19 protein-coding genes are annotated in these 21,738 nt (G+C 55.6%); 12 read left to right on the top strand and 7 right to left on the bottom strand.

Annotated elements, in window-relative coordinates; genetic code table 11:
* The first annotated feature begins 271 nt into the window (after window positions 1-271).
* Window positions 272-1,201 carry an ABC transporter substrate-binding protein gene (locus tag J7400_RS16105; protein WP_247738877.1) on the top strand — a complete coding sequence of 310 codons (930 nt, stop codon included), beginning with the start codon at window positions 272-274 and terminating at the stop codon, window positions 1,199-1,201.
* The gene (locus J7400_RS16100; RefSeq protein WP_348540184.1) at window positions 1,201-1,800 is read left to right on the top strand and encodes an ATP-binding cassette domain-containing protein; all 600 of its coding nucleotides are present in this window, start codon (window positions 1,201-1,203) and stop codon (window positions 1,798-1,800) included. Before J7400_RS16105 ends, J7400_RS16100 begins: the two co-directional genes overlap by 1 nt.
* Here J7400_RS16100 and J7400_RS16095 read toward each other — a convergent pair.
* The 5 genes from J7400_RS16095 to J7400_RS16075 form a co-directional block, all read right to left on the bottom strand.
* Window positions 1,797-2,588 (bottom strand): ABC transporter permease, encoded by a 792-nt coding sequence (locus tag J7400_RS16095; RefSeq protein ID WP_209065118.1) that lies wholly within the window; start codon window positions 2,586-2,588, stop codon window positions 1,797-1,799. The two genes, J7400_RS16100 and J7400_RS16095, sit on opposite strands and share 4 nt — an antisense overlap.
* On the bottom strand, window positions 2,585-3,298 hold the full coding sequence (locus tag J7400_RS16090; protein WP_209065117.1) for an ABC transporter ATP-binding protein: 714 nt from the start codon (window positions 3,296-3,298) through the stop codon (window positions 2,585-2,587). The genes J7400_RS16095 and J7400_RS16090 overlap by 4 nt, the downstream gene beginning before the upstream one ends.
* Window positions 3,295-3,714: a hypothetical protein gene (locus J7400_RS16085; protein ID WP_209065259.1), complete on the bottom strand. Its 420-nt coding sequence runs from the start codon at window positions 3,712-3,714 to the stop codon at window positions 3,295-3,297. Before J7400_RS16085 ends, J7400_RS16090 begins: the two co-directional genes overlap by 4 nt.
* A 110-nt stretch (window positions 3,715-3,824) precedes the next feature.
* Window positions 3,825-4,805 (bottom strand): YVTN family beta-propeller repeat protein, encoded by a 981-nt coding sequence (locus tag J7400_RS16080; RefSeq protein WP_209065116.1) that lies wholly within the window; start codon window positions 4,803-4,805, stop codon window positions 3,825-3,827.
* Between the two features lie 10 nt (window positions 4,806-4,815).
* Window positions 4,816-5,988, bottom strand: a complete 1,173-nt coding sequence (locus J7400_RS16075; RefSeq protein WP_209065115.1) for an ABC transporter substrate-binding protein — start codon at window positions 5,986-5,988, stop codon at window positions 4,816-4,818.
* Window positions 5,989-6,151: 163 nt separating this feature from the next.
* On the opposite strand from J7400_RS16075, the gene pedF reads away from it, so the two are divergent.
* Together pedF and J7400_RS16065 are read left to right on the top strand one after the other, a co-directional pair.
* Complete coding sequence (pedF, locus tag J7400_RS16070) at window positions 6,152-6,814, top strand: cytochrome c-550 PedF (protein ID WP_247738874.1); 663 nt, start codon at window positions 6,152-6,154, stop codon at window positions 6,812-6,814.
* Entirely contained in the window at window positions 6,815-7,708 is an 894-nt protein-coding gene (locus J7400_RS16065) for a transporter substrate-binding domain-containing protein (protein WP_209065113.1), read from the top strand.
* Between the two features lie 25 nt (window positions 7,709-7,733).
* Here J7400_RS16065 and J7400_RS16060 read toward each other — a convergent pair whose 3' ends face one another.
* Window positions 7,734-9,776, bottom strand: a complete 2,043-nt coding sequence (locus tag J7400_RS16060) for a 4Fe-4S binding protein (protein WP_247738855.1) — start codon at window positions 9,774-9,776, stop codon at window positions 7,734-7,736.
* A gap of 114 nt (window positions 9,777-9,890) precedes the next feature.
* Here J7400_RS16060 and J7400_RS16055 point away from each other — a divergent pair, with 114 nt between their 5' ends.
* Entirely contained in the window at window positions 9,891-10,685 is a 795-nt protein-coding gene (locus J7400_RS16055; protein ID WP_209065111.1) for an ABC transporter permease, read from the top strand.
* A gap of 22 nt (window positions 10,686-10,707) precedes the next feature.
* On the opposite strand, the gene J7400_RS16050 is transcribed toward J7400_RS16055, so the two are convergent.
* Window positions 10,708-11,370, bottom strand: a complete 663-nt coding sequence (locus J7400_RS16050) for a VWA domain-containing protein (RefSeq protein WP_247738854.1) — start codon at window positions 11,368-11,370, stop codon at window positions 10,708-10,710.
* A 205-nt stretch (window positions 11,371-11,575) separates the two neighbouring features.
* Between J7400_RS16050 and J7400_RS16045 the strand changes: the two genes are divergently transcribed.
* The 7 genes from J7400_RS16045 (at window position 11,576) to J7400_RS16015 (ending at window position 21,719) form a co-directional block, all read left to right on the top strand.
* A complete protein-coding gene (locus J7400_RS16045) occupies window positions 11,576-13,726 on the top strand; it encodes a S8 family serine peptidase (RefSeq protein ID WP_209065110.1) in 2,151 nt (716 codons plus the stop codon).
* A gap of 289 nt (window positions 13,727-14,015) precedes the next feature.
* Window positions 14,016-15,323, top strand: a complete 1,308-nt coding sequence (locus tag J7400_RS16040; protein WP_209065109.1) for a serine/threonine-protein kinase — start codon at window positions 14,016-14,018, stop codon at window positions 15,321-15,323.
* 11 nt (window positions 15,324-15,334) lie between these two features.
* Complete coding sequence (locus J7400_RS16035) at window positions 15,335-16,546, top strand: FHA domain-containing protein (RefSeq protein WP_247738853.1); 1,212 nt, start codon at window positions 15,335-15,337, stop codon at window positions 16,544-16,546.
* Window positions 16,530-17,489: a protein phosphatase 2C domain-containing protein gene (locus tag J7400_RS16030; protein WP_209065108.1), complete on the top strand. Its 960-nt coding sequence runs from the start codon at window positions 16,530-16,532 to the stop codon at window positions 17,487-17,489. The genes J7400_RS16035 and J7400_RS16030 overlap by 17 nt, the downstream gene beginning before the upstream one ends.
* Window positions 17,486-18,682: a hypothetical protein gene (locus tag J7400_RS16025; protein ID WP_209065107.1), complete on the top strand. Its 1,197-nt coding sequence runs from the start codon at window positions 17,486-17,488 to the stop codon at window positions 18,680-18,682. The genes J7400_RS16030 and J7400_RS16025 overlap by 4 nt, the downstream gene beginning before the upstream one ends.
* Complete coding sequence (locus J7400_RS16020) at window positions 18,679-20,769, top strand: dynamin family protein (protein ID WP_209065106.1); 2,091 nt, start codon at window positions 18,679-18,681, stop codon at window positions 20,767-20,769. Before J7400_RS16025 ends, J7400_RS16020 begins: the two co-directional genes overlap by 4 nt.
* Complete coding sequence (locus tag J7400_RS16015) at window positions 20,766-21,719, top strand: dynamin family protein (RefSeq protein WP_209065105.1); 954 nt, start codon at window positions 20,766-20,768, stop codon at window positions 21,717-21,719. The genes J7400_RS16020 and J7400_RS16015 overlap by 4 nt, the downstream gene beginning before the upstream one ends.
* Window positions 21,720-21,738: the final 19 nt, after the last annotated feature.

The raw sequence follows: 21,738 nt of genomic DNA, 5'->3' as shown, positions 1-21,738 counted from the left end.
TGTCACTATCTTTGAGATCACCCGTTCGTGAAATTGCACAATGGTCGTAAAGCTCAGGAGGTACTTTGGAGACATTGTGAAATGATCTGAAAAGGCAGCAATGAATGTAGTTTGGAGGGTTGAGGGCGCTCGGTCTTCTACAGGCAAAGCCCATGCTTTGGTCGTATTCCGGAGAAAGGCCCGGATGCTAGTATGCCGCAAACGGGAGGATGTGATGTCATATTTTGACAGAATGGTTGGCTTGGTCGCTGGCGCTTGTTTGAGCGTTGGAATGACGGCAAGTGCGGTGATCGCGGAGACGGAGGTTCTACGCGCGGCAGTTCTTAAGTTTGGGACGGTGAACTGGGAGTTGGATACGATCCAGCATCACGGATTAGACACCGCGAACGGATTTGAGCTTCAAGTCAGTGGCGTGGCCGGTGGCTCTGCCGCCAAGGTGGCATTCCAAGGTGGTGAGACAGATGTGATCGTGTCTGACTGGATCTGGGTCGCGAGGCAGCGTGCGGCAGGCAAAGACTACGTCTTCATTCCTTACTCAACTGCAGTTGGCGGATTGATGGTCCCTGAACGCAGTTCAGCACAGTCCCTTGCGGACCTCAGTGGCCAAAAAATTGGTATTGCTGGTGGCCCGCTCGATAAAAGCTGGCTGATCCTAAGAGCTTATGCGCAGCAAGAATATGGGGTCGATCTTGCCGCAGATACGGAACAAGTCTTCGGAGCACCACCGCTGATCTTTAAGACCGCGTTGTCTGGCGACCTTGGTGGGGCGATCAACTTTTGGCATTTTATGGCAAAGATGGAAGCTGGCGGGATGCGCAAGCTGATCGATGTATCTGATGCTGCTCAGGCGCTGGGGCTTGATCCGAAAACCCCTCTGCTCGGTTACGTCGTGCGGGGTGAGATGCTGCGCGAGCAGCCGGACCTGGTGAATGGGCTAGCGGCCGCGTCGCGTGGTGCGAAAGAGCTTTTGGTAGCCGACGAGGGAGAGTGGGAGCGCTTGCGCCCTCGCATGAACGCCAAAACGGATGCGCAATTTGAGGCGTTGAAAGCAGGGTTTCGAGCGGGCATTCCCTCTGGCGTCGCTGTGGATGAAATCGCTGCCGATAAAATGCTTCGCTTGATGGCTGAATTTGGCGGAGACGATCTTGTTGGTGAGGCCAAAAGCCTCCCGCCCGGTCTATTCGCGCAGCTCACCAACTAGTGCCAGAGACTGTTCTTAACCTAGATCTGCTTGGGCTGTCCTTATCTGGTCAGCCCATTTTGGCAGATCTGTCCTTGACCCTTTCAGCAGGCGAAACTGTCGCAATAACGGGGCCTTCGGGTATCGGAAAGACCAGCATATTGCGAATATTGGCTGGGCTGGGAACAGGGTTTTCCGGAACAGTCCAAAGGTCTGAGCGTGTCGCAATGGTTTTTCAGGAGCCTACGTTGCTGCCTTGGCGTAACGTGCGGGATAATTTGTGCCTCGCAACCGGAGTCAGTGCGCAAAAGGCTGAAGCAAAGCTCATTGATGTCGGCCTGAAGGGGCTAGGAGATCGCTTTCCCGGGCAATTGTCCCTCGGACAGCAAAGGCGACTTTCGCTTGCTCGCGCTTTTGTCGCTGATCCGCAAATTTTGCTTATGGATGAGCCATTTGTCTCGCTTGATGAAGCGTTGGCGGAAGAGATGATGGGCCTATTTGAGGAACTGCGCAGTGGCACCGATGTGGCGACGGTTCTCGTAACCCATGTCCCAAAGGAGGCAGAGCGATTGGCTGATCGTATCTTGCGCTTGGAGGGACGCCCAGCGACCTTCCGCTAGCCTCTTGGACGTTTCATCCCGCGCGCGGGATCATATCCCCATATCGCGAGGGCGCCAAAACAGAGCGTTGCGAGTAAAACCCAAAGCGTCGATTGGAGGTTGATCTGTTGGTGCAGGGCAAATCGGATCAATTCGACCCCATGTGTAAACGGATTTACGGCGCAGATATCATGCAAAAGCTCCGAGCTCTCGGCCATTTTCCAAAGCGGATACAATGCCGATGACAAGAAGAACATCGGGAAGATGACGAAGTTCATTACACCTGCGAAGTTCTCTAGCTGCTTGATAAAGCTGGATAATGCCAACCCCAGTGCGCCAAGCATCAGGCCGGTCAAGATCAGCGCTGGTAAGACAGTAAGGTATCCCAAGGTGGGCCAGCGCAGCCCGTAGAGATCGGCGATTAGTAGGAAGGTGTAGACCTGCGCAATCGAGATGATTGTGGAGCCTAAGAGCCTGCAGAAGAGCAACCACCAGCGGGGCAAAGGTGCGGTTAAAAGTAATCGCATGGACCCCATTTCTCGGTCGTATACCAAGCTGAGGGAAGATTGCATCCCATTGAAAAGCATAATCATTCCGCACAAGCCGGGAACAATGTAGGTCTCATATTGGATGTAGGTTTGGTACGGTGGCGTGATGGAGAGACCGAGTGCAGCGCGAAAGCCAGCGGCAAAAACGAAGAGCCAAACGAGGGGGCGCACGAGCGCTGCAATAAAACGCCCGCGTTGTTGTATGAATCGCAGAGCTTCGCGCGTGACGATGGCTTGAAGCGCGATGAAATATGGTTTCACGCTTCAGCTCCGGTAAGTTCAAGAAAGGTTTGGGTGAGGGAGCTGTCTCCCGTTATGTTCTTGGCCTTGTCGTTGGCTAAGATGGCACCTTGGTGGAGGATAACCAATTGATCTTTTGGAGACATTTCGTCCGTTAGATGTGTTGCCCAAAGTACGGTGTAGCCCTCTTCCGCCAGCGCGTGTGCATGTTTGGTGATTGCTGAGCGACTGGCAGCGTCGAGGCCCACGGTGGGTTCGTCAAAGAGCAGGACCTTCGGGTCGTGTATTAGCGATCTGGCGATCTCAGCGCGTCTGCGGTGCCCTCCATTGAGTTTACGAACAGTCTCTCCTGCACGTTCCATCATCGACATTTTCTCAAGGGATTCCATGATCTTATTCTCGGCGTAGGTGCCGGAAAGTCCTTGAAGAGCGGCGAAATACTTGAGGTTGCGGTAGACGGTCAGATCAAGATCCAGCGTTGGCTGTTGAAAAACCACACCGATCTGTTTCAGCGCTGAAAGAGGCTTATTGGAGAGGTCTTGGCCAGCGATTTCAATCGTGCCTGACTGTGCTATGAACAATCTGGTAAGTATCGAAAAAAGAGTGGTTTTTCCGGCCCCGTTAGGGCCGAGTAAAGCGCAGAATGTGCCAGATGCGACGTCAAAGGACACGTCATCCAGCGCTTTTTTTGCGCCGTAGGCGTAAGACAGTCCTTTTACACTCAGGCTCACTTGATTTCGATTTCAATGCGTTGGGTTTCGCCAGTCGATCCGGGGATTTTCATGTGGTAATTGCCTGGTTTTATTGCCAAAAATCCTATCTCCATTGTGCCTGCTTCGTCAAACTCTACCGAGTCCAGTCCCAGCGGGCGGATTTCCAAACCCTCGATCACGATTTCATCGATCCAAATGGCGCGAAAGAACTCCGCCCCGACAAGTGCAAGCTCCTGACTGCCGTCGGCCTCGATCTCAAATTCATAATAAGTACCTGATTTTAGTTCCCAATTCTCTTCAGAGAGAGGCACACCCGCGCTGAGAGTGATGGGGGATAAGTCCTCTTTGTTTTTGGCAGAGAGGATGCCAGCAAGCCCAAAGCCGTCATCATCGTCGTCATCAGCAAAGGCACCGGTTGCAGCCACGCAGGTCATAGCGGTCACGGAAATCAATGTGCGTAAGAAAGTCATTTTGTCCTCATTTTATGGTCGGTATTGCGTATGTATTGCGTCGTTATCGCGTCGGTGCATTGTCGGTTTTTTGCTTAGGGCCGTAGCGCCGCGCCCCAAGGGAAGCGACCAACCTTAATGGTCTTCACTGCGGCGCGCTCGGCTACGTCAATCACGGTCACATCGCCGGAGACACCGTTTGTCGTGAACAAGAGAGATTTGTCCGTGTTGAAAGCCATGTGCCAGACACGACGTCCAACCAGAATGTACTCTTCAACCTCGAAGGTTTCGGCATTCACGACGGCGACGTGATTGGAAGGGCCAAGCGCGACGAAGGCTGTTTTTTCGTCGCCGGTAAATTCAAAGCCAACAGGCTGCACACGGTCCGGATGAACGCCTTGTACTTCAAACTCGATTTTGGCCTTCTCGGCTTTACTCTCCACATCAAAGACAGAGAGGGTGCCTCCAATCTCAGCACTTACCCAAAGTTCGGAGCCGCCAGCCGCAAATTCGGCATGACGTGGGCGTGAATCGACAAGGGTATTGGCCACGAGTTCCTGCGTTTCGGTGTCGATCCAATGCGTCATATTTGTCGTTTCCGATGTGGTGATCGCGTATTTGCCATCAGGTGAGACAGCCATGCCTTCGGGTTCAATCCCCACATCAATTTGGGCTACAACCTTACGGGTCTCTACGTCCACCACTGTTGTGATCGCGTCGTCTTCGTTCGCGATATAGAGGTGGCGGTTGTCTGGGTGCAGCACGAACTGTTCCGGGTCCTCACCAGAAGGCAGGTCGTGCAGGATCTTTCCAGTTTCAGGGTCCATCACCTGTACGGCATCGCTGTCTGAGGCGCAGATGTAGAGGACCTTGTGGTCATGGCTGAAGGTGATACCGCGGGGGCGCTCTCCGGTTTCGATGGTGCGGACGACCTCTAGAGTGGCGACATCTATGACCGATATCGTGTCGTCCTTTTCGTTGGAGATCCAAATCTCTTCGGCCTGTGCATGGCTGAAAGGCAGCGCAAGGCAAAGGGCCAAGGCGGTTGTTTTGGTGATGTTGGACAGCAAAGGCATGGCGGGCCTCCTATTCAAAAGCCTTGCAAGTGGTTTCGGGCTGGTCCTGCCCCAAAGTGTCGAGCTCGGAGACAGGGTGCAGGAAGCCTTCAAGTGGCGCCATGGCCACCAAGGCGCGGGGATGTGTCAGCGGGATCGGTTGGCGCAGCTGGCCGTTCCACGGGCGGAAGGACAGGGGGCGACCTTTGAAACCCGCCAATTCAAACTCGGGGCTGAGAATAAACGCGCGTAGGGTTTGTAAGTCTGCGGAGCTAGTGCGAGTAACAGCCTCCCCAATCGCGCGCACAGCTGCCCAGGCTGCGTAGTCCCGGGGGAGCATTTTACGCTCTGCCGCCTTTTCAAAACGCGACTGGAGCTGGGCAGCCCCCCATTGCTCTACTACGGGTGCCCAAGCGGTGGCGGTCATGCCTTCTGAGCCGGCAATGGGGCGTGGCTCCCAGGTGTTGAAGGCAATGTAGCGGCCAAAATCATGGACCTCATCGGCCACGAGCAGAACATCATGGTCTTTCAGCTCTTGTGTGAAGAGGGGCACTTCTTGGGCTGCATTGCGGCGCATGTCAGCGTCAAAGGCCCATGTCTTTGATGATCTCAGACCGAGGCCAAATTTGGTAAGGCTTTCGCGCAGCGCGTTTGCGTAGGATTGATCTTGCGCATAGGTGCCTTCGATTAATGCGAGCCGGTCCCAGCGGCGTTTGACGAAGAACTGTGCCAATGCATCGGTGCGCATGGCGAGGCTGGGCGCGGTGTGCAGCACATTGCGGCGGCAATTTTCGCGGCGAAGCGGATTGTCAGGGGCGGCGACGTTAAAAAGCAGCGCGGATTGTGCTTCAGGTAGATCTGCAATTGCCGTGACGATTCCTGCTGGGGCGTCGATGAGGAGGAGCGGGGTTGTTTCAAGAGCCTGCTTCGCGCTGGCGAGCGGGTCTTCTCCCAGATAGACCTCGGTGGTTTCCAAGGCGTAGTCATGACCGAGAAAGCGACCTGTGGTGGCATTGTCTTTGAGCGCCAGCTCTGCTCCGGAAACACCAAGGTCTTCTGGCACAGGGTCGAGGTTTGATAAGGTCGGGGGCAACGCGCGTTCGATCTTCAGATAATGCACGTTCACATTGATCTCGGCCGAGGCGGTGGCGCTCAATCCAAAGGCTAGCAGTGCTCCAAAAGCAATGGGTTTCAAAATACTCATGGCTGCAGGCTATCTAGACGCATTTGCGGCACCATAGGACTTTAGTCGAAAGAGGTGCCTAATCGAAACTTTGGTCTAATAGCCGCATGCCCAAACCCCGCTCTAGAACATGAGCAACTTGTGTAAACTGTCTATGGAGGGTCTCATGGCAAATCGGGTTGTGATGGCATTTTCAGTGGTGGCGCTGAGCGCGACGTCTGTTTTTGGGCATGGAGATGTGGCCCCGCAGCCGGTGAACACGGAGGCATTGCCGGATGTGGGGGACGAGTGGCTGATCGAAAACCCGTATCGGGCCATGGGCGAAGAGGTGTGGTCTGAGGCCGTCCGGATTGGAGCGTCAGGCTACAATCAGAATTGTGCGCGCTGTCATGGCCTGGAGGTGATTTCTGGCGGTTTGGCTCCGGATCTGCGCTATCTGGAAGCCGAAGAATACGGGGATGAGTGGTACGTTGAGCGGTTCCGATATGGCTATACGCAGAACGGGATCACCAAGATGCCTGCTTTTGACGAGTTGCTGGGGCAGAAAGCGGCCTGGGCAATCCGGACCTATATCGAGGCCCGTCCTGACGATGGCGCGCTTGATGATGTGACGCCAAGACTCAAGGAAATTCGCGACGCGTTGGTATCGATTGAGACTGGTGGTGCGGGAGACGTCAGTGCGTTGCAGGTGGAGCTGGCGCAGATTGCTTCTGGTGTTGAAACGGGCTCAGGGGCGCCGGTGGCCGACAGCGCGCCGTTTCGGGCGGCAAAATATCTTGCGGCAGAGGCCGTTGACGTCAAAAGTGCTCATGAAGCACTCACCATTGGACTATCGGCGGCACAGTAAGTGAAGAAATATTCCCATGTTTTGATATGTGCTGCGCTGGCCTTTCCCGGGTTGGCGCAGGCGCGTTGTGAGAACCATGTCCCCCAACCCAAGCCGCAAAACGCGAGCCGGGATATTGTGGGCGTAGATCTGGACACCATCCAGGAGCGGGGGTGGATCGAGTTCGCGGTCTACGAGGATTTCCCGCCCTATTCCTTTGAGGAAAATGGCGCGCCTGCCGGGATTGATATTAAGATTGGCGAGCTGATCGCTGAGGACCTCGGCGTCAAAGCCAGGTTCAAATTTGTGTCGCCTGATGAAAACCTTGAGGCCGATCTGCGTAACACGCTGTGGAAGGGGCCGATTGTCGGGGGCGCAGTTTCCAATGTGATGTTGCGGGTGCCTTATGACAGCGAATTCACTTGCCGCGTCGAGCAGGTGGTGTTCACAGGGCAGTATGCCTCGGAAACAATTGCGATTGCTTATGATGAGGCCAAGTATCCCGATGACAAGCCGGTTCCGGCATATTTCCGATTTGACACTGTGGCGGTCGAAAATGACTCGATCGCGGACTTCTACCTGACGAGCCTGATTGGCGGTCGGGGCGGTGGTGACAAGATCCACCGCTTTCCCTCTATGACCGAGGCGATGGCGGCCTTGCAGGCCGGTGAGGTGATGGCGGCGATGGGGCCGCTGGCGCAGCTGGAATACGGAGCAGGGGACGGTGTTGGCGTGCATCAGCCGCCGTTGCCGGGCTTTGCTGTTGGCAAATGGACCATCGGGCTGGGCGTGAACTTCCGCTATCGACCGCTTAGCTATTCGGTTGATGATGCAATTTATGCGGCCTTGCAGGATGGGCGGATCGCAGAGATCTTTGCGGGCTACGGACTGACCCATTTGCCGCCTGAACGCTAGGATTTAAGTGCAAACGAGCGCCGCGTCATGCGGACATACGTTCGCGTGCCCGTGCCGCGAGGACCAGCGGCACACACGTCTGAGCGTCGTCGTGGATGGTTACGCAATCCAAACAGCCGAAGCACTCTGAATATTGGATCTGTCCTTTGGGGGCGATGGATTTGTAGTTGCAGCGTACTTTGCAGAGTTGGCAGGGGGAGCCGCATTCTTCGCGGCGCGCAATCCAGTCGCGTCCGCGCAGAAGGCCGCCAATCGCCATGCAGGCCCCCAATGGGCAGACATAGCGGCAGAAGCCTTTGAAAAGCACGGTTGAGAGCAGTAGCAGCCCGACAGCGTAGGCAACGTAGTACCATTCGCGAATGAAGAAGGTGGTGATCGCAGTTTTGAACGGCTCGACTTCTGCGGCTTTGTCGATGTGTTGAGGGGATAAGACTATCAACCCCACCAAGCTGGCAAGAATGACATATTTTAGAGCCTTCAGGCGTTTGTCCCAGAGGGCTGAGGGTTCAATTTCTGGCAAATGCAATGCGCGGCCAATATGGTGCGCGAATTCCTGTAACGCGCCAAAGGGGCAAAGCCAGCCGCAGAAAAGAGCACGTCCCCATAGGATAAACCCGACAATGGCCGCGCCCCAAACCAGAAGCGAGAAGGGGTCGTAGAGCAGAAAGGCGTAAGTGCCTCCTTCCCAAGCGGTACGCAGCACTCCGATGACAGTGACAATCGACAGCTGTCCTTGTCCCCAGAGCCCGACAAAGCCGGTCATGACGGCGAGAAATGTCAGCCGCGCCGGGGTGAACCAGCGCCAGCTGGCGAGCGCGTGCATTTTGGAAAACAGAGCGGCGAACAGAGCGATGAGGCTGACGCCAAGAACAATAAGGTCGGTCTGCCGATTGCGAAGTGCTTCGCGCCATGGCGGCAACGGCTTGGGGATTTCGGGGCGTGTGAAAAACCGCGCGTCGGTGGAATGTGTGATAGAGAGTGTTTCGCTGCCGATCTGAGGCATGAAGGAGCCGTGTTCGCGCAATGCCAGCACATTAAGCTGCCATTCTGAAGTGGGGTCAAAGCCAAGCCTTCTGTCCGTGCGCAGGATCATCGCGGTGGCGTCGTGCAGGTGATTGGGCACATCACGGTGGAGATCGACAAACAGGTCGCTGTCTCGCAAGGCGACTGGCAGGCCAAATTGCTCCGCTGATAGCCAGTCCGGCGAGGTGTTGCGGATGAAGTCTTCTGAAACCAATCCATGACGGCCCGCTTCCAGCAAAAGCAGCGGTTCGTCAAAGTCTGAGATTTCAAGAAATCCCTGAAGCTCTGCGAAGGTGTCTTCGTCCAGAATTGCACGCGCAATGGAAGGGGGGCCGACATCGACGATCCAGAGGTCAAGATAGGCCCCGTCTGGATCATCTTGCGCTTCGGGATCGTCATCGGCCCAGAGGGTGCCTTCAAACACAGCTTCGATTTCAGCGTTGGTGACCAGAAAGCGCTGGGCGAGGCCCTGTTCAACCAGATCGTTCCAAGACAGGTCTTCGACATAATCCCGTGTTGGATGGGCAGGCGGACCGGCGGCGACACCCTGCATTTTCTCGCGCGCAATTTGTGTGGTTGCCGCCAGAATGGATTCATGGGCGATCCGCACGCTTGCCGTCGCTTTGGTCACCCCATCAAGATAGACCAGCGAACCACTTGCGCTTCCTGCATCACCATAGGGTGTCCCAACCACAAGAGAGGATGCGATGTTGTGACCGCGGTATTGCTCAAAGAACTTGTGGAAAGCCGCGTTGCCGAGGCCAGACACAAATATGGGCTCGTTGTGCTGCAAGAGCCGCATATCCAGATAGTTGCCCTCAAGATCGAGCGTCACCAACACGTTGATTGGCGCGCCCGCGAAACCGGGGAGAGGCGCGAGCGGCTCTGTTTCAAAGATGTAGCCTGCGTGCTGACCGCCTGAATTATCGAGCTCCCACAGTCCTTTGTCGTTCACCTGATCGCCCAGACTGTAAGGGGGAATAACAAGTTCCGAGAGCTCTTCCTTGGTTAGAACTTCGGCCTGAGCGGCGGTAACTAGTAGCATGAAAATTGTGACGAGAACCCGCATGTCGGAGACGCTAAACTCTGGTGGGACAACTCTAAATGCGACCTTTGTCTAAATTCCAAAGCGGCGCCCTTTCTGGACTGGATGGCACTTATGGCGAAGGCTTTTCAAAACGCAGGCGCATCAGGCACCGCGCGACGTCCCGTCGTGGTGGCGATTTCGCTTTGCGGTTTGATTACACTTTGGTGGGCTTGCGCCCTGGGGATGGCGGACCCAACGGTCCTGCCATCCCCCGTGGAGGTGATGAAGGTGATGGTCGCGGAGGCCAGTGCCGGCGATTTGTGGCACCACATGAGCGCGACACTCTTGCGTGTGGCCGCAGCTTTCACATGCGCCATGCTCTTTGGCACCGTGATCGGGATAGCACTTGGGCTGATGCCGCGGTTGAACCAATGGGCCGATCCATGGGTTGTGGTGTTCTTGAACCTGCCTGCTTTGGTGGTGATCGTTTTGGCCTATCTCTGGTTGGGTTTAAACGAGTTTGCAGCCATTTTGGCGGTGTCTGTGAATAAGACGGCCATGGTGATTGTGACCATTCGCGAAGGTGTGCTGGCGCGAGACCGTGCGATTGCAGAGATGGCACAGGTGTTTCGCATGTCGTTGTGGAAGAGGTTACGCCATGTGATTTGGCCGCAGTTGGCACCCTATGTCTCGACATCTGTGCGCAACGGTTTGGCGATGATCTGGAAGATCGTACTGGTGGTCGAATTTTTGGGGCGTGGGAACGGTGTTGGATTTCAGATCCATCTCTATTTCCAGCTCTTTGAGACAGCGCATGTGATGGCCTATTCCTTGAGCTTCGTTGCGGTGATGTTGCTGATTGAGTACTTGCTGGTTCAGACGGGGGAGACCCGCGCGCGCCTGTGGCGGGGCGCAGAGGTGAAGTAGTGTTCTGGCAGTTCGTTCGCATTCAGAACAGCAGCGGACACCCAAGTGTGCGTTGCAGCGCGCTCACCAATTCATCGACGGTTTCGGTCCCGACATAGTATCCGCCTGTGCGCTCTGACAGACATTGTGCCACGCTGATTTTTTGGTCGTAGTCACTGTCTTCCGCCCAGCTAAACCGATCCCCGCGTACTTTAAAGCCGATGACATGCACGGTGAGATCAGTGGTTGCGGCCAATTCGGCAGCCACTTGGCATGGCGCGCCTCCGCAGGTTTCTTTCCCGTCGGTCACAAGAACAATTGTGCCCTTGCCATTGAGCGTCTTGGCCGCAAGGCTCACTGCGTCAGCAATCGCCGTTTCGCCAGCGGGCTGCAAGCGTTCGATGGCTGTGATGATAGGCCCAGCGGCATTCCTCGTCGGGGGAAAGCGCAGATCGAGGCCGGAGCAAGTGTTTTCTCCGCCGGGGCCATAGACAATCAGGCCGAGGCGGCGCGTTCGGGCGATGTCGGGGACAGCCCGTTTGATCGCACGGCGAGCTTCGAAGATGCGCGGCTCGGAGATGTTGTTAAAGCCCATCTCAGCCATAGAGCCAGAGCCGTCAAATACGATCATGGCGTCTTCGGGGCAGTGATTTTGAGCTGCGGCGGCTGAGGTGATCAGACAGAAGGAAAGAGCGAAGCGGAGCATATCGTTAGGGTCGGACCACAGCCTGTAGCCTGTCAATCGCGCTTTGGTCGGAAATGTGCGATTTTAGGACGTAGGCCAGCATGTGCACGAAGTCCACACATGGTGATTTTTGATCGTCTTAAGATTGTATTTCTGTTTAAGCATTGGCTAGTTTTTTTGGCGCATTGTTGCGCGGCAGATTTTACTGAACTGAAGGTCGAGCAAAGTGAAAATATCCACGTCCAAACTGATCGCATTTGCTTTGCTACCGGCACTCGTGGCCGGATGCGGTGGCGGAGAGGACGACTCCTCCAGCACCAGTGGCGGGGGGAGCGCGGGATCTGGCTCTTCGCTCCCATTTACAAACAGCCCGACATTGCTGGCGTCCTTCATTGACAATTTGGACGCGGTGCGCGGAACTGCCAATCGGCTTTTGACCCGCGATGCGCGTTACCGCCTGCAAAATGCTCCTGCGGGTGTTTATGTGGATCGGAATGGCAATAACCGCCTGGATGCGGGTATCGATGTTGAGCTGAAGGGCAATCCTATCGAAACGGCGGGCATTCATTATGCCCATGCCGCCGGGCTCACCGGGGCAGGCCAGATCATCGCCTTCTCGGACAATGGGTTCCTGACCTCACATGAGGCCTTCTCCGGCAAATCGATAACAACAGGATCCAGCCTGTCTGTTGATGATCACGGGACATTTGTGGCGTCGGTGGCGACTGGGAATTCTTCGGATATGATCGGCGTTGCGCCGGGCGCTGATGTGATCTTTGGGAGCTTTGATACGTTTGGGCAACTGACCGAGACCGCAAACGCCGCCCGCAACGCGCGTGCGGTCGCTCTCAACAATTCCTGGGGATTTGCTAGCCGTCGCGCGAGCCTATCGAACTACAATAGTCTTGTGAGTACGTCAGCGGGGTCTGACTACGTGGATGCGTTGTCGCGGTATGCCCAAGACGGGATCGTGTTGTTTGCGATATCCAATGATTCGACAATTTCAAATGTAGGTTTGCTTCCGGGGTTGCCTATTTTTGAGCCTACGTTGCAGGACAGCTGGATCGCAGTGGTCAACGGCGTTCCCGTCTTGAATGGAGACGACATCGTGGCAGCAGAGCGCGTGTCGGGAGCCTGCCTTGAAGCTGCAGCCTGGTGTATTTCTGCCAACGGCAGTTGGACAGGAGCCAATGCGAATTCAACCAGCAGCTATGGGTTTGGCACAGGAACTTCTTTTGCTGCGCCAACCGTAGCAGGGGCACTGGCGCTTTTGGCAGAAGCCTTTCCAACGATGACAAACAAAGAGCTGCGTGTTCGGCTGCTCGCCACCGCCGACAACGAGTTTGACGGCTTTTCCCAAGATGGCACCGTGGAACTGGTCCCCGGTTTTGAGCACGCCTATAGCAGCGAATGGGGACACGGGTTTCTCAATGTTGGCGCAGCGCTTTTGCCGATTGGACAATCCACCGTCACGACAGGGAACGGCACGGTCTTAAATATGGATAAACCCCTCGTTGTGGCGGGTGGCGCGAGCGGGGATGCGGTGTCACGGGCACTTCGCAATGTCGACCTTGTCAGCCGCGATGCGTTGTCTGCCAACTTTGTGGTAAACGCTGCGCAATTCGTGGCGGAGCGCCAGTCGGCACCGCTGTTTTCGCTCGCTGACATCGCAGCTTTTGACCGGATCGAGACGCGCCAGTCTGGTGGCGCTGCGTTCTTCGGAGATCGGCGCAGCATCCCGCTCTTCACAAACAACACAGACCTTGACATTCGGCTTTTCCAGTCGACCGGCGACGGCCAAGACAATATGGGGTTTGGCGTCACGCGCGGGTTTGATCTGGGCCTTGCCAGCTTGCACGTCAGCGCGACCTACGGTGATGACACCGCAACCCTCCTGTCGGACTGGAATGGCGGTACCAACTCTTCGATCTTTGCAGTCGATATGGCCTTGTCTGCGGATATCACTGAGGCGGCGCAGCTTAGTTTTGAGTTCGGCTATGCCTTGGGCGAGGAGAACTCTGGCCTTGGTCAAGCTGCGGATGTTCTTATGAATGCCGGAGCGCTCAGGTTGTCACATCATGGGGTGTGGGCACACAATGACCGGCTGAGTGTGGCGGTGTCGTTGCCTGCGGCGATTTCATCTGGCTCCACCTCTGTTGCTTTGCCGGTGCTGTCCGCCAATGGTGTTGCCTCGACCCGAAGTGTTGCGATTGATCTGGCACCAGAAGAGCGCGAAATGCGGATCGCGCTGAACTATGTGCGGCCGCTCACCGATCATACGAATTTTGGTGTGTCACTCGCGCATGCTCAGAATCGGGGCAACATCGCCGGAGAGCGTGAAACGGCCATTCTGTTCGGGTTCAGGACGCGCTTCTAAAGAAGCTGTGACTTGCGATTGTTACGATTTTAATAGCCCCGTTGGGTATATGTTAACGCTCTCTTTTGTGAGTTCCACCTTTGAGGGCGACGACAGGGGGGTACTCTCCCTTTGGGCGGCTTTTGAGCTAGCCTCTAAATATTCGCATCAAACCTGAATGGAGTGTCACACCCATTGCGCGGTGATGACACGATCAAAACACATTTCGTTCACAACTTGGCCCTGTCGGTGGGGATCTGCACTCGCATTTCTGAGCCAACAGCCACAGGAGCCAAGGGGATGAGCGTGCATGCACGACGCTGAAGAAATATATGCTGCGTTGGCGTCAGGCACCGAGTTACTGCGTGGTCAGTACAAGATCATTCGCCCGCTTGGTCAGGGGGGCTTTGGGCTTACTTACTTGGCGCATGACAGCCTGAACCGCACGGTGGTTATCAAAGAGTGTTTCCCGTCTCAGATTTGTGGGCGAAATGGCATCTTCGTGCAGCCGTTTGAGGCGCAGGATGCCCCGTATTTCAGCGCCATTTTGGAACAGTTTCAAGGAGAGGCCTTACGTCTCGCGGAACTCGATCATCCAGGTATCGTCGGCGTCCACCAGACCTTTGCCGAAAACGGCACGGCTTATACCGCAATGGATTTTGTGGAGGGCGTTGACCTGCTGGATTTGGTCGAACGGGCACCTGGGCGGTTGACCCGGAGCACCATCGACAGCGTTTTGCGACAGGTTTTAGACGCGCTTCGGTATTTGCATGATCGAGGCATTTTGCATCGCGACATAGCGCCAGACAATCTCATTCTCAGCGAGACAGGCCAAGTCACCTTGATCGATTTTGGTGCGGCCTATGCTTCTAGTGAACACGACGACGGTCAAAAGCGTCGGATGTTGGCGGTGAAAGACGGCTATTCCCCGCCTGAGTTCTATTCGGCAGAGGGCAGTCAGGGATCATATAGTGACATCTACTCGCTAGGAGCGCTCTGTCATCTGATGTTTGTGGGGGATCCCCCGCCGGATGCGCAGACCCGGGTTGAGATGATCGAAGCCGATCAGGGTGATCCTTATGCGGCATTGGAAAAGACAAACTCTGATCTGGATATTCGGCTGTTGATCGCAACAGATCGTGCTTTGACTTTGGACGCTACAGAGCGCCTGCGGAGCGCGGATGACTGGATCCGCGTGATGGATGGACCGGTTCCCAAACCTTTGGCAGCGTTTGACCCCGAAGTGGTTGGCGTCATCAAAGACCTTGTGAGTGATACAAATCGCGTGCTGCAACCTGGCTTGCCGCAGGCGCTCAAAGCGCAGCGGAAGATCGACCAGCCGATAGCGCCGCAACCTCTGAAGCAAAAGCAGTATGTCGATGTCTTTGGTGATCCGATTGAAGACGTTGAAGCCTATCTGGCTGAGCAAGACAAACTGTGCAGCGCGCGCGCGCCGCAGTCAGAAGCGCCGTTAAAACATGGCGATATGCTGACCGCCGCTGCTGGCGGCCGGAAAGCTCCAAGAAATAGGTCAGGCAAAGCCTCTTTGTTCCACCGTTTCTGCGACCGCTTCAGAGCACGCCATGACGTCCCCGAAACCCGTATTCTCCAAACCTGAAGGAACAGCACATGAGGTTCATTCGAGATATCATCAATGAAAAGACGCAGGCCGCCAGCAGTGGTGATGCTTCAGCACTGCGCTATCCGCTGCGCTTGAGAGAAGAGGATCGCACTGACCTCTCACCAGAGCCGGAGTTGGTCGAAGAAGAGTTGTCCACATCAGAGACCGAGCTGGAACATGGCGCCTTTTTTGATGTCCCTGAGGCGACTCCAGTGGCAGACGAGTTCGAGGCTCCCTCGGAGGAGCCTTCTATTGATTTCTCTTCCATTGCTGATGCGCTGGGCCCGCAGACCTCTATGGTTCAAGGAAGCGTCCAGACCCCGGTTCAGGAGCATCAGGAGGCAGCGCTCTCTATCGAGGAAGGGGCTTTAGAAGGTTTGAATCTTGAAACCGCTGAGCCCGACGTTTTCTCAGATGTTGAAGATAGCGTTTCGCAGCCAAGCGAGATTCCTAAACTGGTTGAAGCAGATGCGTTCAATTGGGCAGCCCAGAAACCGTCGACTGCGAGTGCGGCAGAGGAGCCAGGCCGAGTACTGCAGAAAGCTCCAGAGGATGTCGCGCCACACGTCGCAGAACCAGTGGCAGAAATACCTGCTGTGGTACGCCCCTCACTTGAGCGTTCTCAGGACACTGTAATAACGCAGGAGATCCCAAGTGTATCTGAGCAGAAGCCGTCTCCGGAAATGGCTCCCTTGCCGTCTTCGGTGACTGCGCATCGCACCGGTGGCGGTCGTGGTTCCAAAGGGCGTGTCAAAACGCGCTTGCTCGGGTTTAGCGGTCCACAAAGCACAGTTCATGATCCCATGACCCAATCGCGTGAAGCGGCTCCTGCGGTGCAGGCGCAATTCCCGGTTGGATGGCTTGTTGTGGTCGATGGCCCCGGAAGAGGCGCGTCTTTTGCTTTGTTTGACGGGCTGACCCAAATCGGCCGTGGCGAAGGCCAGACAGTCCGATTGGATTTTGGCGACAATACGATCTCTCGCGAAAATCATGCGGCCATTGCTTTTGATGGCGAACAGCGTCGGTTCTTTTTTGGGCATGGCGGCAAGGCCAATCTGGTGCGACTGAACGGCCGTCCTGTTCTGAGCACAGAAGATTTGGCGACCAACAGCGTGATCCGCATCGGCGAAACCACACTACGCTTTGTGGCACTGTGCGGCGAAGAGTTCTCTTGGGTGGCCCAAGATATGGAAGTTCCTGGACATGCCCAATTTGGATGATGTTTGCTTTGATGTCGTAACCGGTCTGAATATCGGTAAGCGCGAGCGTCAGGAGGATGCGGTGATTGCCGATTTTCCTCTTGGGTCGCCTCTAGGCTTTGCTGTGCTTTCTGATGGGATGGGGGGTCACGCTTCAGGTGACGTGGCCAGCGGCATCGTGGTGACAGAACTGTTTAGCGAGCTGAAAATGCTCGCTGAAAATCCGGTGGCACTTGAAGCCAACATCGGTGATGCCTTGCAGGCCGCAGTGGTGGGCGCCAATGACTGCATTCGGCTCTATGAAAAAGAGAATCCGAACGCGCGCGGGATGGGGGCAACCCTTGTGGCGCCGATCCTCTTTGGCAATCGTCTGTATTGGGTGTCGATTGGGGATTCACCTCTGTTTTTGTTTAGAGGCGGGCGGCTTTTCCGGCTGAACGAAGATCACTCTTACGCGGCGCAAATAGATGAGCTTCATGCGCGCGGGGTCATCCCATTGGAAGAAGCTCTGAACCACCCAGACCGCAGCTGCCTGATTTCGGTGATGTCTGGCGGGCAAATTGCCAAGGTCGACTACCGCACGGAGCCGATGCGATTGCAGGAAGGGGACATACTGCTGGCTGCCAGCGATGGGCTTCTCTCCCTGACAGAGAAGGAAATCAGTGAGGTATTGAGCGATCAAAGCGATGCCTCCAGCCAGCAGGTCGGCGCGGCTCTTATGCTGGCCGTTCATGCAGCTGGAGATCCTGAACAGGACAATCTCTCAATTTGTTTGATCAAGGTGCAAAGCCGCGAGGCCATGCTTACGCGCAAACCTGATGAAGATGCTGAGGTATGTGCTGTTGAGGACCGCTCAGAAGATGAGAGCCAATTGGCCAGCGAAGTCATGCATATCGACCGAACGGCGCGCGCTGGCCGTGTCCACACTGTCTTAAGTCTTTCGCGGAAAGTGAGAAACGCATGAGGGGTCAACAGCAACGCGTTGTACAGGAGTTGCGTGAAGCGCTTGATCAGGGCCGTATTGGTGGACGGCATCAAGCCATCGGCGCTCAACTGATTGATCATCTATCCGATGCCGTGCGCGTTGTGCTGCTCGGAAGACCTGGTAGTGGGAAATCTTCTGTTGTGAATATGATGCTGGGTGAGGACCTGTTGGGTAGCTTGCCGCGGGCATCTGTGACCGAAGTGTCTTATGGAGAGACTAGGCAAGTCTCTGCGGAATGGAATGATGGCACGGTACGGCCCTTAGATGGCAACCAAGCACATCAGAGGGATGCGCGCCGTCTGATCGCCACGGTTCCGCACTCGCTGCTAAAAACACACAGTTTTTGTGAAGTGAGCCTGCCAGAAGACGTCAGTAAACAGGCGGATTTGTTCGATTACGCGTTGCAAAAAGGCCAGGTGTTTATCTGGTGCAGTGAGGCTTTTGATGAGACTGAGCAAGCCATTTGGGCAAAGGCGCCGGATGCTGTCAAAGATCATAGTGTGCTCGCTCTGACGAAAGCGGATCGCCAGATCATGAAAGGTGATCTGGCTCAGAAAATAGCGGATCTCGAAGCCGTCACCGAGGATGAATTCCTTGGCCTCTATCCTGTAGCCGCGCTGCACGGACTGACGGCACGGATGCCTGAATGTGAACAGCCGGAGCTTTGGGAAGCGTCTGGCGGGAAAGATTTGTTTGAAGCGGTTCAGGCACAGGTGAATTCCGGCAGAGCGGCCGAGTTGGATCGTGCGGCTTTGTTGCTCGCGCAATTGGCGTCTGAAAATGGAAGCTCTGCCAAGGCCTCGTTTGACGCCCCTACCTGCTCAACCGAGATTTTAGATCCGGCGGCTGAACAGCAGGCAGAGATGCTGGAGCAGTTGCAGGGGCAACTGGTCTCTTTTGCTAAGGGTCTCATGGCAGAGCTGGATGAAGGCAAGACGCCAGATGCCAAGATCGTGCTGCAGCAATGCACAAATGCGGTGCGTGAGATTGTGGGGACATTGGAACCTCAGGTTGGGCAAAGCGCTGATTTTGCGTCTCTGCTTGATGACGCGAGAGATGGAGAAGACATGCTGATGCTGTTGCAAGTGGAGCAAGGTCCCACTGCTGCCGAGGACGCGATCTTCCTGATGTTGCAGCTGAAAAAAGAAATCGGAGCGAGGGCACAGGCATGAACGTTCAACTGAGACAGGCCCCTGAAACTGAGGTGCGCACTCCAAAACGGCTTGTAAACCTGCGCTCTGGCCTGGAAACACTGGAAAATTTCGGAGCAAATCTTTGCGTTTTGGATGAGCTGCTGAAAGACTTGTCGCAAATGACCGGAGACAACGCGACACGTGCGGTGGAGCGTTTGTGTAAAGATATTGCTGGGTTCGAACCTACGATCACTGTGCTGGGGCAGGTGAAATCCGGCAAAACAACGCTGGTCAACGCTTTGGCAGGCTGGTCCGATCTCCTGCCGTCTGATGTGAACCCCTGGACCTCTGTTGTAACGTCGTTGCATTTGAAGCCAGCTTCAAAACCATCTGAAACCGGTGCGTCCTTTCGTTTCATGAAGGAAACGGATTGGGACCGACTCCTCAATCAGGGCGGACGGATTGGCGAGATGGCCAGCCGTGCGGGTGCAGAGAGTGAGCTCAAAAAGATCGGCGAGCAAATCGAGAAGGTGCGGAGCAAAGCGCAAAACCGTCTTGGGAAGAAGTTTGATTTGCTGCTTGGGGAAACCCATGACTACGGCTATTTCGACAAAAATCTGCTCGAGCGTTATATCGTTATGGGAGATGACTTTAGCGTAGAAGATGACGCGCAGGCCGAGCAAGGGCGCTTTGCTGACATTGTCTCCTCTGCTGATCTGTTCCTGAATTGTGAAACCGTGCCGGTGCCCTTGTGCCTGCGGGATACGCCAGGTGTGAATGACACCTTTATGATGCGTGAGCAGGTCACCATTCAAGCTATTCGCGACAGCAAGATGTGCGTGGTTGTATTGTCTGCGGGGCAGGCTCTGACATCCGTGGACATGGGCCTCATCCGCCTGATTTCGAACCTTAAATCGCGCAATGTTCTGATCTTTGTGAACCGCATTGACGAACTCTCCAATCCTGCGCAGCAGATCCCGGAGATCGAAGCGAGCATCCGGCAAACGCTGCGCGACAAGCAGGGGCCGGAAGATGCGCAGATTCTCTTTGGCAGCGCTTATTGGGCCAACAAGGTGTTGACCGGCAGCATTGAGGGAATGCCTGAGGTGTCGAGCCGGGCGCTGTTTGAGTGGGCCGAAGTTGCGCTTGACCCGCAATACAGCCAGACCGATCCCAATGAAATGGTGTGGGAACTTTCAGGTGTGAGCGCGCTGTTTCGCGCCGTTTCCGAGAGGATACTAGAAGAGCAGGGCGTGCCCTTTCTGGAGAAAACTACGAGTGCCGCGCTGACGATTGCGACCAGCCAAATGGCGGCTGGCATGCTCAATATCTCAAGCGACGGGAGTCGTGCGCAAACGCTGACGACATATGATGCAATTCAGGCCTTTGAAAAACTCGCGGCCTTCCATGCCGATGCGTTTCAGAAGGAGTTGGGTGCGGCGATAGCTGAGTTTCATATGAGAGCAGACCGAGCCCATGCCAAATTTATAGACCGGGCCTTGCGATCTCTCCTGAGCCACTTGGAAAACTACGGCAATCATATCGTCTGGGACTACGACCCCGTTGGGCTGCGGATGTTGTTGAGATCCGCTTACACCGTGTTTGGTGCGAACGTACGATCTGCGTCTGAGGGGCGGTTTGAGGCGGCCATGACGGATATTGCCATGCTCTATGCCGATGCGTTTGGCAGCGCGGTGCAGGGCATACAGATGGCGCCACCAGCTCTGCCAAACATGCCTGCCCCGGTTGCGTTTGGTCAAACCATCGCGCTTGATTTCAATGATGGTTGGTGGATTTCCTGGTGGAACCGGATCCGCGGACACAAGGCTTTTGCCAAGCGGTTCCAGAACCTCATTGCGCGCGAGACTGAGGACTTCATGCGCCAGTCCAAGGAAATTCAAACTGCTCAAGTGCGTGAGATGGCAGCGGTCACCTTGCAAGATTTCTTTGCGCAACACCGGGACATCATGAAGGAAATTAGCGTGGACCCGCGCGGGGGTGACCTGCAGAAACTGTTCCACAGTGGAGAAGAGGGCCAAAAACGCGAAAAACTTGAGCGGTTGATAACAGAATTCGAGGAATTGCGAGATAAAAGCAGGACTGGGCTTGAGGGACACTACGCATGACACAGCCGAATTCCGACCATCTAACCCAGACTGACGCCGTGTCTGACCGTAAGCCGCGGATTGCTTTGATGGGCGAATTCAGTGCCGGTAAGAGCACGCTGATGAATCTCCTTCTTGGCGGAGAGCCTCTGCCTGTGCGTATTACGGCGACACGCGTTCCGCCCGTTTGGGTGACTTTTGGCACTGAGGCCGCGACCCGAATTCTTGATGATGGCTCCTCTGAGGCACTTGAAGTGGAGGAGTTTGCGGAAGCACCGGTTGAAGGGACGCGGTTGATCCAACTGGCAATGGATGCGGACATTCTTCAACTCTGTGATCTCATCGATATTCCCGGAATTTCCGATCCGAACATGAAGCACGAAGACTGGATGGGGTTGCTGGATGAGGTGGACTGTGTCCTTTGGTGTACCCATGCAACGCAGGCTTGGAGACAGTCGGAAGCCGCGTTGTGGGAACAGGTTTCCGCTGCCGTAAAAGGGCCGAACTATCTGGTGGTCACACAGTATGACAAATTGCGTGCCGAGCGTGACCGAGCGCGGGTTCTTGCACGGCTCAATGCGGAAACAGAAGGGCTTTTTGCAGCCATACTTCCGATTGCGACATTAGACGCAGTGAATGCAGGGCAGGATGAAGAGGCCTGGAAAGCAAGCGGTGGTGCCGATTTGGTGGCGCAGATCGTGCAAGCGTTGGTGGCGCTGACACAGCCTGAGAGAGATTTAGGGAGTGAAGTCCACTCAGGCGGTAAGCTGCAGGATGAAGAACATCCGCTCGATGCTGACAGTGCGATTGAGGATGCTCCAGACGAAGAGCAGGCAACCGCAGAAGCTGTGTCGCAAAACCGTGTTGTGCCACGCCGCGTGCGCCCGAAAATCAGCAACCCAGAGCGACCGCCAGCGCCGCCAAAGGAGCTGCCGCCCTTGAGCGTGGTCACGCCATTGGAGGATCACTGATTTGTTTGGCGGGGGAAGA

The sequence above is a fragment of the Shimia sp. R9_2 genome (assembly GCF_017743735.1).
Classification (GTDB): Bacteria; Pseudomonadota; Alphaproteobacteria; order Rhodobacterales; family Rhodobacteraceae; genus Shimia.
Note: the sequence above shows the minus strand (reverse complement) of the source record. Positions and strands in the feature narration are given on the sequence as shown.